Below are 12,514 nucleotides of genomic sequence, written 5' to 3' on the forward strand. Positions count from 1 at the left end.
AGGATGATCAGGACGTCGCGCAACGTTGAGCCAAGTATAGGATTAGAAATTTATAATTACAGTTATCGTAAACGATTGGTTTTATTGAATTTGTTTTGTCACTACGATGGTGCAGGGTAAGCCCCGATATCGTGATAAGCTCGCACCATCATGAGCCAGACACCCCGCAATCCCCTCCTTCTGCGCACCCGCGGCATGGCCGCGGAGATCGCCGCGCGCCTGCGCGTGATGATCGACGAGGGCGAATTGCCGCCCGGCGCGCGCATCGACGAAAAAGAGCTGAGCCTAGCGTTCGACGTGTCGAAGACGCCGCTGCGCGAGGCGCTGAAGGTGCTCGTCGCGGAAGGCGCCGTCACCCATCGCCAGTACATCGGCTATCGCGTCGCGTCGATCGACGTCGACGATCTCGTCTCGACGTTCGAGCTGCTGCACGGGCTCGAGGCGATGGCGGGAGAATTGCTGCGCAAGCGCATCGGCGCGTCCGCGCTCGCCGCGCTGCAGGCGAAGCACCGGCGGATGGTCGAGTGCCACGAGGCCGGCAAGCGGGTCGAATATTTCCGGCTGAACCAGCAGATCCATCAGATGATCATTGACGCGGCGGGCAACCCGGTGCTGTCGGGCATCTATGCGTCGCTGATGTCGAAGGTGCACCGCGCGCGCGGCGCCGCGAATGCCGACACGTTGCGCTGGGCCGAATCGCTGAACGAGCACGAGGAAATCATGGCCGCGCTCGCCGATCCCGACCATGCGGTGCTGCCGCAGGTGCTGCGCAGCCATTCGGAGAACACCGCGCGCGAAGTGCTGGCGATCCTCGATCGCACCAGCACGGCCGACGCACCCGGCAAGCGGGCGGCCGGCGCGTAGCCGCCTACCGAACGAACGCACGAACGCACGAACGAACCGGCCGCGTAGCGGCCTGCCGGCGACGCACTACGCGGCCTTCAACGCGCGCCGCGCCACTTCCGCGAAATAGCGCGCGCCGACCGGCAGGATCTCGTCGTTGAAATCGTACGTCGCGTTGTGCAGCGGCACGCCGCCGCGCCCGGCTGCTTCTCCGTTGCCGATGAACACGAAGTTGCCCGGCACCACCGGCAAGAACGCGCCGAAGTCTTCCGAGATCATCATCGGCTGCACGTTGGCGTTCACCGCATCGGCGCCCGCGACCTGCGCGGCGGCCTGCACGGCCGTGTCGACCCATTCCGGAGAATTCACCGTCGGCGCGAACTCGTGCGTGTACTCGAACGTGCAGGTCGCGCCGTGCGTGCGGCAGATTCCCTCGCTGATCTCGCGCATCCGCGTTTCCAGCAGCGCCTGCACGTCGCGCGAATAGCTGCGCGTGTCGCCCTTGATCGTCACCGTCGACGGAAGCACGTTGCGCAGCCCGTCGGTGATGAACTCCGTGCACGAGATCACGGCCGGCTGGCCCGGATCGAGATTGCGCGACACGATCGTCTGCAGCGCGAGCACGATCTGCGCGCCGATCACGATCGGATCGATGCCCATGTGGGGGCGCGCCGCATGCGTGCCGCGCCCGTCGATCCGGATCACGAAGTTGTCCTCGCTCGCCATGATGCCGCCCGCGCGCGTCGAGAACGTTCCGGCGCGCAGGCCCGGCATGTTGTGCGCACCGAAGATCGCGTCCACCGGAAAGCGCTCGAACAGGCCGTCGGCCATCATCGCCTTCGCGCCGCGCCCATGCTCCTCGGCCGGCTGGAAAATGAAGCGCACCGTGCCGTCGAAGTCCCGGCGCTCGGCCAGCAGCCGCGCGGCGCCAAGCACCATCGACATGTGGCCATCGTGCCCGCACGCGTGCATCTTGCCCGGCGTGCGCGACGCATGTTCGCGGCCCGGCGCGTGCTCGGCGATGTTCAGTGCGTCCATGTCCGCGCGGATGCCGATCGCGCGCGTGCCGGTGCCGACCGTCAGGTTCGCGACGATGCCCGTGCCGCCGATCCCGCGATGCACGTCGAGCCCGAGCGTCGTCAGGATCCGTGCGACGTAGTCCGATGTGTTCACTTCCTCGAAACCCGTCTCCGGGTACTGGTGCAGATGCCGGCGCCAGGTCTTCAGCTGCCCCTGCAGCGTGCTTTCTTCCGTTGCGTCGATTGCGTCCATCGTGCTTGCCTCGTCGATCGTCATGTCGTTCGGTTCGCTCAGGCCATCGCGGCCGCGTGGTTCAGCCAGTCGCGCTGGCGCGCGAGCACCGCGTCGGCCGTATCGCCGAGGCACTGCCGGTAGACGGACGGCGCGGTCGCGCCTTCCGTGTTGATCGCCAGCACGCGCGAATGGACATCAAGCCCCGCCTGACGCGCCAGCGCCGGATCGCGCATCAGCACGGTCAGCCCCGCGATGCCCGCCGCGCCCGACTCGCCGGACACGAACGGTACGTCGCGCGCGCTACCGGCAGCCAGCGCACGCATCGCCCGCACCGCGTCGTCGTCGTCGATCAGCATGAAGTGGTCGATGCTCGGCTCGAGAAAATCCCACGCGAGCGGCGACGCCTCGCCGCACGCGAGCCCGGCCATCACCGAGTCGACGCTGCCGGTCGCCTTCGTCGCGCGCCCGGCGAGCGCGCTCTGGTACAGGCAATCGGCCTGGCGCGGCTCGACGACGATGAAATGCGGCCGCCGCGTGCCAGCGTGCTCCCAAAGATAGCTCGCGACGCCAGCCGCCAGACCGCCGACGCCGCCCTGCAGGAACACGTGCGTGAACGGCCGGCCGCCATCGTCGGGTTCGTCCGCCGGCTGCTGCGCGAGCGCTTCGGCCGCGATCACGCCGTAGCCCTGCATCACGTCGCGCGGAATCGCCTCGTAGCCGTCGTACGACGTATCCGACACCACGTGCCAGCCGTTCTCGTGCGCGAGCCGCGCGGCGTGAACGACCGATTCGTCATAGTTGCCGGCGATCCGCACGATCCGCGCGCCGTGCTCGGCGATCGCGTGCTCGCGCTCCGCGTCGACGTGCGCGTGCAGCACGATCACGCAGCGGCAACCGATCGCGCGCGCGGCGGCGGCCAGCGCGCGGCCGTGATTGCCATCGGTCGCGCTGATCACCGTGAGGTCGGCCAGCGACGCCGCGTAGCGGCCCGTGACGAGCCCCCGCGGATCGAGTTCCTCGCGGTGCCGCAGCCGCTTCACGAGCCGCATCAGCGCGATCGGCGCGCCGAGCGCCTTGAAACTGCCGAGCGGCGAGCGGCACGCCTCGTCCTTCACGCTGACGCTCGCGACGCCGAGCCGCGCGGCCAGGTCGGGCAGCGGGCGCAACGGCGTGCGCGCGGCGCCGACGAGCGGCCAGTGCGACAGCCACGCGCCGCTCTCGTCGGCCGCCGCGATGTTCATGACACGGCGCAGCGTATCGGGATAGGTGGTGCGCGACGCGCGGGGGTTGGCGATCAGCATGGCGGGAAGGGCTCCGGAAAAGGGCCGCGCGGGCGGCCCGTCGGTGGATGCGGTGCGGGCGCATACGGGTTGCGCTCGCCGTCGGTCCGAAAAATAATATTGCGCGGGCCGGTCAAAAAAATCGCCAAATCGACGGATCGGACGCAAAAATTTCTCATTCTTTCGAGGTTGCCGCGCCATCATGCCCACCCTACTCGATGCGTTCGATCGCAAGCTGCTGATGGAAGTCCAGCGCGACGCGCACACGCCGCAGAACGAACTCGGCGCCCGCGTGAACCTGTCGACCGCCGCCGTGAACCGCCGCCTGCGGCGGCTCGCGGACGACGGCGTGATCGAGCGCTATACGGCGGTCGTCGCGCCGGACAAGGTCGATCATCCGCTGACGATCGTCGTGAACGTGGAGGTCGAGAGCGAGCAGATCGACCTGCTCGACGCGATGAAGCGGACCTTCGAGCGCTGCCCGCAGATCCAGCAGTGCTACTACGTGACCGGGGAATGGGATTTCGTGCTGATCCTGGCCGTGCGCAACATGGATCAGTACAGCGCGCTCACGCGCGAGCTGTTCTTCGCGAACAACAACGTGAAGCGGTTCAAGACGCTGGTGAGCATGAGCCGCGTGAAGGTCGGGCTCGAGGTGCCGGTGGACCTTGGCGAGTGATGTCAGCGCCCGTCGGCGGCCAATGACCCGAAAAACGTCGCGACCTTGGCCTTGCTCGTCGTCTGCAAGCGCGACATGAGCCCGTGATCGATGTGCCGCAGGCCGTAAGTCGCGCCGATGTCGCGCTGCAACCGGCACCACAGATGGCTCGCGATCTCCGCGTCGACCATCGCCCGGTGAGCGCGGCCCGTCTGCGGCAAGCGCAGCATGTCCGCCAGGCTCGACAGGCGGTGACTGCGCGCGTGCGGGTAGACGCGCCGCGCGACGAGCATCGTGCACGCAAACGCATGCTCGGCCGCCATGCCGAGCATCCCGAGCTCGGCCTGCCAGAACCGCTTGTCGAAGCCGGCGTTGTGCGCGACGACCGGATGGTTTCCGACGAACGCGGCGGCTTCCTTCATGACCTTCGATACCGGGGGCGCCGACGCAATCATCTCGTTCGTGATCCCGGTGAGCGCGACGACGTCGGACGGAATGCGGCGTCCCGCGTTCATCAGGCTCTGGTAACGGTCGACGATCTCGCCGTCGCGCAGAAGGATCACGGCGATCTCGGTCGCCCTGTCGCCCAGGTTCGGAGAAAGCCCGGTGGTTTCGAAGTCCAGTACCGCTACGGTTTGCATGGTTGAATCAGAGGAAAGATACCTGGCGAGGAACGTCGGTCAGAACGCGTCGCGCCGACAAGAAAGCGCCATAGTATCCCGGGACGCCGCCTGCGGCGGCAATCGCCCTCGTCACGCGCGGCTCACCGCCGCTTTTTCCCTGCGCACCGGCGCGCTCGCCATTGCCGCTGCGGAGCCACCGCGGATGTGCCGATCCACGCCCCCTTCGGCACATCCGCACACGGGCACGGTCAGCGACAACTGAAGCTCGCCGCCGAATTCACGTCGCCCGAGCCGTTGTAGCGCGCGACCTGCGGATACGGGCACAGCGGACGCGTGCGGCCGGCCCCCCACGCGCTCGGCACGTCCGCATTCGGCACCGCGTTCGTCGCGTCGCGCGCGGTGGCAACGATCGCGGCGGGCGCCTGCCCCTGCTCGACCCACGCCACGAGCGGCGTCAGCATGTCGAACTGGTCGGCCGCCGGCCCGCCCGAGCAGTGGTTCATCCCCGGCACCGGATAGAAGCGCGCGAAACTCGACGCATCGCCGCCGTTTGCCTGGGCGACCTGCGCATACCAGTCGCGCGTGTCGTTGAACGAGAACACGGGATCGCCGGTGCCGTGATAGACGAGCAGCTTCGCGCCGCGCGACTTCAGCGCGGACAGGTTGGTCTCGTCGGGCGGCGTCATGAACGACCACGACGATTGCGTGTACACGCCGTTCGTCGCGAAGATCGCCGGCGCGTCGTTGTCCATGTCGAAGCCGAGCGCGAAGCCGGCGAGGTTCGCGAGCGTCGCGGCGGTTTTCGGCGGCGTCATGAACGTGAACGCCATCGCGGCCGGGTCGAGCGTGATCGAATTCGACTGCTTCCAGCCGGCCCAGCCGGCGGCGGCCACACCCGGATCGTATGGAAAGCTCGCGTAGAGCGCCGTGCCCGCGCTGTTGCGCGCACCCGCGAACACGTTCTCGAGCGCACTCTTCTGCGCGGTCGTCAGGCAGGATCCGGTGCGCGTGCCGTTCGCGCAGGCCGGGATGTCCGTCTCGACGCTGAAGTGCGCCTGACAGGCGGCGACGTCCTGCACCATGCCGTCCGTCGCGCCGTCGAGCGCATCGCACTTGTCGAGAATCTTCGCGCCGACGAACTGGCGCTCCGCGTCGTTGAAGCCGCTGCGGATGTCCGGCAGCCCGTTCGAGCCGGTCGCCGACGCAATCTTCGCGAACTGCTGCGCGCCGTACATCTCGCCGATCGCCGCCTTCGGCAGGTGAAAGCCCGGGTCACCGGCGATGATCCCGTCGTAGTCGCCCGGGTTGCGCACGGCCGTGACCATCGCGTGACGGCCGCCGTTCGAGCAGCCGCCGAAATAGCTGCGGTCGGGCGCTTTCCCGTACGCGAGCCGGATCACCTGCTTGGCCATCGGCGTGAGCGCATCGACGGCGCCGTAGCCGTAGTCGAGCCGTGCCTGCGGATCGAGGCCGAACAGCGGGTTCTGCGCGGCGCTGTGCCCGGAATCCGAGCTGATCACCGCGAAACCCATATTCAGCGCGTCGGTCAGCGGCCCGCCGCCGCCGATCTCGCCGGTCGCGGTCACGACGTTGCCGTCGAGCCCGCCGTTCGCCTGGTAGAAGAAGCGGCCGTTCCACGCCTTCGGCAAGCGCATCTGGAAGCCGATCGCGTAGGTGTTGCCGTCCACCGCGCTCACGCGCTCGTTCATCTTCCCGGCGATCACGCAGTGCTCGGCGATCGGCTTGCCGGCCACCGTCAGCGCGCCGGCGGCCGCGGTCGTCACCGATGTGAACGACGTGTTCGCATACGCGAGCTTCGCGGCGAGCGCGTCGCACGTCTGCGTCATCGCGGCCGGCGTCGCGGCGCTCAGATGCGTCGGCGCGGAGCTGACCGAATCGTCGCCGCCGCAACCGGCGAGCATGGCCGCCGACAGCGGCGCGATACAGAGGAATGCAGATTTTCGGTTCACGATGTCTCCCGTTCGTCAGGCTGCCAGATCAGAACATGTGCCGGACGCCGACCATCGCGCCGAGCTGCCCCATCCCCTGGCCGGGCGTCGTGCCGGCCCCGCCGCCGCTGACCGCGTAGCGCGCATGCGCGCTGTTCCACAGATACGACGATTGCGCGTAGACGGCCGTGCGCTTGGTCAGCAGATAGGTCGCGCGCAGCGTGGCCATCGTCGCGCGCGTGTCGTGCGCGCTGTTGACGATCCGGTAGCCTTCGCCGTCGACGACGAAGTCGGGCTTGATCGCATACGACGCGCCGAGGAAGAACAGGTCCGAATGCGCGCCGGCCGCGGCCGGCGAACCGGTCGACACGCGCCGCCCGATCCAGCCCGCGCCGATGCGCGCGCCGGCCGCCTGCGCGTAGGCGCTCACGTGCGTGCGTGCATCCTTGCCGCCGCTGCTGGTGAAGGCGACCGGCGCGACGCCGTCGAAGAAGTTCGCGGCGGCGCCCGTGCCCCCGCGCTGCTCTTCGTACGACGCCGCCGCACCGAAATACGCGCTGTCGTACTTGAGCATCACCGACCAGTTGCGGCATTGCACCGCGTCGCCCGGCACCTGCCCCGCGCACGTGCCCTGCCCCGGCGAGTTGCCGGTGCCCGCGCCGTCGCGGCCGAACGAATACGCGGCGCCGAGCGTCACGCCGCGATACGTGCCGACGTAGGTCACCGCGTTGTCGGCGCGGCCGTTCGGCACGTACGCGTCGAGCGAGCCGAGCCCGTAGATGTCGGGGCCGATGATGTCCGCGCCCTGCAGCGCGAGATACGTCATCGTGTACTGGCGGCCGAACGCGAGCGTGCCGAAGCCGCTCTTCAGCCCGACGAACGCCTGCCGCCCGAACAGCCGCCCGCCCTGCCCGAGATCGCCGCCGCGCACGTTGAAACCGCTTTCGAGCGTGAACACCGCCTGGTAGCCGCCGCCGAGATCCTCGGTGCCGCGCAGGCCCCAGCGTGACGGCAGCTCGCCCGTCACGCCCGGCATGCGCACCACGTGGTCGCCGGCCGCGTTCGCGTGCGACACGAACTCGACGCCCGTGTCGATGATCCCGTACAGCGTCACGCTCGACTGCGCGTGCGCGCCGGGCGCGGCGAGCGCGCAGCAGGCGCCGGCGGCCAGCAGGCCGTTCCTGGTTTTCGTCTTCATTGCGTTGTGTCTCCAGACCTTGAGTAGGCACGCTCTGACGGCGCGCATCGAAAAACCGTGAAAGTCAGTCGCCGGCTTGCGGGCGGCGAATCAGCACCAGCGCGGCGACGGCCGCGACGAGCGTGACGGGGATGCTCGCGCCGATCACGACCGGCGCGCTGCGACCGGCAGCCAGCAGCGTCGCGGCCGCGAGCGGCCCGACGACGGAACCGAGCCGGCCGACCGCCACCGCCGCGCCGACGCCCGTGCCGCGCATCGCGGTCGGGTAATAGATCGCCGCGAGCGCATACAGCACCGACTGCCCGCCGACCACGAACATCCCGGCGGCAAACGCGGCCGCCGCGAGCGACGCGAAGCCGGGCGCGGCCGAGAGCGCGGCAAGCGACAGCACGATCCCGACATACATGCCGCCGACCACGCGCGACGCGCGCATCCGGTCGAGCGCCGCGCCGATGCCGAGCGCACCGAGCCCCGCGCCGACGTTGAACGCGATCTGCACGAGGCCGACATGCTCGCGGTCGAGCCCGCGCGCGGCCATCAGCGACGGCAGCCAGTTCAGCAGGAAGTAGAGGACGATCAGCGTGCAGAAGTAGCTGATCCACAGCGCGAACGTCGACGTCGTGCGGCCGTCGCCGAACAGCGTGTGCGCGACGCTGGTGCGCGCGGCCGGCGTGCCGGCGACGTCGAGATACGCACGCGATTCCGGCAGGCACCACGCGAGCAGCGGCACGAGCAGCAGCGGCCCGGCACCGCCGACGTAGAAGATGTGCCGCCATTCGGTGTCGCCGGCGAGCAGCACGCCGATCAGCGATGCAATCACGCCGCCGAACGGAATGCCGCAGTACATCGTCGCCACCGCGCTGCTGCGCGAGCGCGGCTCGACCGCTTCGGACGACAGCGCGATCAGGTTCGGCATCGCGCCGCCGAGGCCGATGCCGGTCAGCACGCGCACGACGACGAGCATCCAGAAGCTCGACACCTGTGCGGTAGCGATCGACAGCAGCCCGAACAGCACGGCCGACGCGATCAGCACGCGCTTGCGGCCGATCCTGTCGGCGAGCCGCCCGCCGAGCATCGCGCCCGGCAGCAGCCCGAAGGTGCCCGCGCTGAACGCGATGCCCATCTGCGACACGGTCAGCCCGAATTCACGCGCCATGCGCGGCGCGGCGACACCGACCGACTGCAGGTCGAGCCCTTCGAGGAGTGCAACCGCGAAACACAGCGCGAGCGTGGTCGCGACCGTGGATTTTTCGGCAACGTAAGTGTTCATCCTGTCTCCAATCCCATGTCTTGTAGTCGGTCGGCTCTGCAACGGCCGTCGCGCGCCGCCGCCGGACAGTGGCGGATCGGCGCGCAAGGGGTCGTCCGAACGGCCGCCTTTATCAGGCAGCCTGATTCGCTGGCCGCAAGAATGCCTGCCGGTGTCGTGGCCGGCCGGTCGTTATGCCTGCTTGGTCCTGCTTGGTCCTGCTCGTTCCTGCTTATGCCTGCTCGTGCTGCCTACGCGTAAATCACGTCGGGATCGCGCCGCGCCGGGTCGTACAGCGCGTCGATCGTCGCCGCGCGATGCTGCTGCACGGCCGCCTGGTTCAGCGACCCCTTGTCGGTCACTTCGCCGAGATCGAGCGACGGCGGCGTGTCGATCAGCCGGATGCGCGCGACGAACGTCGAACCGCCGCTGGCATGCCGGTTCAGCGCGGCAAGCCACGTCGCGAACGCCGCGCGCACGGCCGGTGCGCGCAGCACGTCGGATACCGGCGCGTCGGCGGCGAGCCCCGCCAGCGCGCGGCACGCGTCGACGCGCGGAAACACGAGCAGCCCGATGTCGTCGCGATTGATCCCGGTGACGACCACGTCCTGCACGTATGGCGCGCCACTCGACACCGCGTTCGCGCGCAACGGCCCGACGCTGACGAAGGTGCCGCTGCTCAGCTTGAAGTCCTCGGTCAGCCGCCCGTCGAACTGCAGCCCGAGTTCCGGCCGCTGCGGATCGGCAAAGACCCCCGCGTCGCCGCTGCGGTAATACCCTTCGTCGTCGAACACGTCGCGCGGATCGACGTCCGCGTGCCAGTAGCCGCGCATCACGTTCGGCCCCTTGAAACGCAGCTCGAGCTTGCCGCCGCACGGCACCAGCTTCGCGTCGCAGCCGGGCGCGGGCAGCCCGATATAGCCGGCGCGCATCAGCGGCCCCGTCGTGAACAGGCACGACGGCGACGCCTCCGTCATCCCGAGGCCGGCCATGATCCGGATGCGCTCGCCGCAATGCGCGTAGGTCACGCGGTCGAGCCGGTCCCACGCGGCCTGCGACAGCCCCGCGCCGCCGAAGAAATACAGCTTCACGCGCGAGAAGAACGTGTCGCGCAGCGCGGCATCGCGTTCGAGCGCGACGGTCAGCTCTTCCCAGCCCTTCGGCACGTTGAAGTAGATCGTCGGCGCGATCTCGCGCAGGTTGCGCACGGTTTCGTCGAAGCGGCCCGGCATCGGGCGGCCGTCGTCGATGTACAGCGTGCCGCCGTTGTACAGCGCGATGCCGAGGTTGTGACTGCCGCCGAACGTGTGATTCCACGGCAGCCAGTCGACCAGCACCGGCGGCTCGCGCGTGAGCTCGGGCATCGTCTGGCGCAGCATCTGCTGGTTGCTGCACAGCATCCGGTGCGTGGTCGGCACCGCCTTCGGCTGCTTCGTCGAACCGGATGTGAACAGGATCTTCGCCAAATGATCGGGGCCGACCGCCGCGTGGATCGCGTCGATCGTGCGCGGGACCGTGGCGAGCAAGCGCGAGAGCGGCACCGCGCGGCCCTTTCCGTGCGCGCCGGCATCGTCGTCGCGTGCGACGAGCAGCGCCGCATCGGCCGGCAACGTGGCGTCGAGCGCACGCGTGAACGGCGCGCGTTCGGCGACGAAGACCGCACCCGGGCGCAGGACGCCGAGCGTGTGGCGCAGCTTGCCGTAGTCGGTCGACACGAGCGAATACGCGGGCGAGATCGGCGCATACGGCACGCCGGCCAGCATGGCCGCGAACATCAGTTGCAGATGCTCGAGATCGTTGCCGGACAGCACCGCGAGCGGACGCTCGGCCGACAGCCCGAGATCGACGAGGCCCTGGCCGAGCGCGCGAGCGCGCTCGAGCATTTGCGCGTAGGTAATCTCGATCCAGCGGCCGTCGGCGCCGCGCCGCGCGGCCAGCACGCGGTCGGGGTGCGCTTGCGCGCCGCGCACGAGGCAGTCGGTCAGGCGCGTCGGGTAGTCGCCGAGCGGTTCGCGCGAACGCAGGTACCACGTGCCGTTTTCCGCGCGGCGAATCTCGGCCGCGCCCACGGCGACGGCCGCTGCGCGATAGCGCATGCCGCCCGTGTCGTTCACCGGCCCGCTCGCGGGCTTCGATGCATTCATCGTGGCCTCGCTCATATGGGGTAATGCCGCGGCGTGGTCTGCACGGTGATCCAGCGCAGCTCGGTGAATTCGACGATCGACGCGCGGCTGCCGAAGCGGCCGTAACCGCTCGCCTTGGTGCCGCCGAACGGCATCTGCGCCTCGTCGTGCACCGTCGGCCCGTTGATGTGGCAGATCCCCGACTCGATCCGTCGCGCGAGCGTCATCGCCCGTGCGATATCGCGGCTGAACACGCTCGCCGACAGTCCGAACTCGCTGTCGTTCGCGAGCGCGACCGCTTCGTCGTCGCTGTCCGCGCGCAGGATCGCGACCACCGGCGCGAACGATTCCTCGCGATAGAGCCGCATGTCGCGCGTGACGCCGTCGACGATCGCCGGCTGCATCGTCGCGCCGTCGATCCGGCAGCCGAGTGGCAAGCGCGCGCCGTGCGCACGTGCATCCTCGACGAGCGACGCCGCGCGCGCGGCGGCCGCCGCGTCGACCATCGTGCCGAGCGGATGGCCGGCCAGCGGATCGCCGGCGACCAGCGTGCGCGCCTTCTCGGCGAGCCGTTCGACGAGCGCATCGGCGATCGGCCGCGCGGCGATCACGCGCTCGGTCGACATGCAGATCTGCCCCTGGTTGAAGAACGCGCCGAATGCGATCGCGTCGACGGCTGCGTCGACATCCGCGTCGTCGAGCACGAGCACCGGTGCCTTGCCGCCGAGTTCGAGCAGCACGGGTTTCAGGTGCGCGGCCGCGTGGCGCGCGATGATGCGCCCAACGTGCGTCGACCCGGTGAAGTTGATCCGCTTCACGTGCGGATGCGCGATCAGCCGCTCGACGAGTTCCGGCGCATCGGCCGCCGCGTGCGTGATCACGTTGACGACGCCCGCGCCGAGCCCGGCGTCGTCCAGCACCGCGCCGATCAGCGCGTGCACGCCCGGGCACGCCTCGGACGCCTTCAGCACGACCGTGTTGCCGCACGCAAGCGGCATGGCCAGCGCGCGCGTGCCGAGGATTACCGGTGCATTCCACGGCGCGATGCCGAGCACCACGCCGCACGGCACGCGCATCGCGAGCGCGAGATTGCCGGGCACGTCGGACGGGATCACGTCGCCGTCGATCTGGGTGGTCATCGACGCGGCCTCGCGCAGCATGTTCGCCGCGAGCGTCACGTTGAAGCCGAGCCAGCCGGGCGTCGCGCCGGTTTCGGCGACGCCGGTCGCGATGATTTCGTCGATGCGCGCGTCCATCAGGTCGGCCGCCTTCAGCAGCCGGCGGCGCCGCTCGGTCGGCGCGAGCGCCGCCCAGGCGGGAAACGCGCGGTGCGCGGC

Annotated in this window: 10 protein-coding genes; 2 read left to right on the forward strand and 8 right to left on the reverse strand. The window is 69.4% G+C overall.

Features of this window, described 5'->3' with window-relative positions; translation table 11 throughout:
- Window positions 1-150: 150 nt before the first annotated feature.
- Window positions 151-864: a GntR family transcriptional regulator gene (locus F3J14_RS12565; protein WP_166723260.1), complete on the forward strand. Its 714-nt coding sequence runs from the start codon at window positions 151-153 to the stop codon at window positions 862-864.
- A 66-nt stretch (window positions 865-930) separates the two neighbouring features.
- Here F3J14_RS12565 and F3J14_RS12570 read toward each other — a convergent pair whose 3' ends face one another.
- Together F3J14_RS12570 and F3J14_RS12575 are read right to left on the reverse strand one after the other, a co-directional pair.
- Window positions 931-2,115, reverse strand: a complete 1,185-nt coding sequence (locus F3J14_RS12570; RefSeq protein WP_166723269.1) for a M20 aminoacylase family protein — start codon at window positions 2,113-2,115, stop codon at window positions 931-933.
- Window positions 2,116-2,153: 38 nt separating this feature from the next.
- Window positions 2,154-3,398: a diaminopropionate ammonia-lyase gene (locus F3J14_RS12575; RefSeq protein ID WP_166723261.1), complete on the reverse strand. Its 1,245-nt coding sequence runs from the start codon at window positions 3,396-3,398 to the stop codon at window positions 2,154-2,156.
- A 181-nt stretch (window positions 3,399-3,579) separates the two neighbouring features.
- Here F3J14_RS12575 and F3J14_RS12580 point away from each other — a divergent pair, with 181 nt between their 5' ends.
- On the forward strand, window positions 3,580-4,056 hold the full coding sequence (locus tag F3J14_RS12580) for an Lrp/AsnC family transcriptional regulator (protein WP_166723262.1): 477 nt from the start codon (window positions 3,580-3,582) through the stop codon (window positions 4,054-4,056).
- A 2-nt stretch (window positions 4,057-4,058) separates the two neighbouring features.
- Here F3J14_RS12580 and F3J14_RS12585 read toward each other — a convergent pair whose 3' ends face one another.
- The 6 genes from F3J14_RS12585 to F3J14_RS12610 all read right to left on the reverse strand — a co-directional run.
- A complete protein-coding gene (locus tag F3J14_RS12585; RefSeq protein ID WP_166723263.1) occupies window positions 4,059-4,676 on the reverse strand; it encodes a 3'-5' exonuclease in 618 nt (205 codons plus the stop codon).
- 230 nt (window positions 4,677-4,906) lie between these two features.
- A complete protein-coding gene (locus F3J14_RS12590; RefSeq protein ID WP_166723264.1) occupies window positions 4,907-6,628 on the reverse strand; it encodes a tannase/feruloyl esterase family alpha/beta hydrolase in 1,722 nt (573 codons plus the stop codon).
- A 28-nt stretch (window positions 6,629-6,656) separates the two neighbouring features.
- A complete protein-coding gene (locus F3J14_RS12595) occupies window positions 6,657-7,805 on the reverse strand; it encodes a porin (protein ID WP_166723265.1) in 1,149 nt (382 codons plus the stop codon).
- Window positions 7,806-7,869: 64 nt separating this feature from the next.
- Window positions 7,870-9,075 (reverse strand): 3-(3-hydroxy-phenyl)propionate transporter MhpT, encoded by a 1,206-nt coding sequence (gene mhpT / locus F3J14_RS12600; RefSeq protein WP_166723266.1) that lies wholly within the window; start codon window positions 9,073-9,075, stop codon window positions 7,870-7,872.
- Window positions 9,076-9,305: 230 nt separating this feature from the next.
- Window positions 9,306-11,213 carry a feruloyl-CoA synthase gene (locus F3J14_RS12605; RefSeq protein ID WP_166723267.1) on the reverse strand — a complete coding sequence of 636 codons (1,908 nt, stop codon included), beginning with the start codon at window positions 11,211-11,213 and terminating at the stop codon, window positions 9,306-9,308.
- Window positions 11,210-12,514 (reverse strand): aldehyde dehydrogenase (locus F3J14_RS12610; protein ID WP_166723268.1); only part of this gene is annotated, 1,305 nt, incomplete at its 5' end. The genes F3J14_RS12610 and F3J14_RS12605, both read right to left, overlap by 4 nt.

Origin of the sequence: Burkholderia sp. Tr-862 (assembly GCF_011753085.1) — a bacterium.
Lineage (GTDB): Bacteria > Pseudomonadota > Gammaproteobacteria > Burkholderiales > Burkholderiaceae > Burkholderia > Burkholderia ambifaria.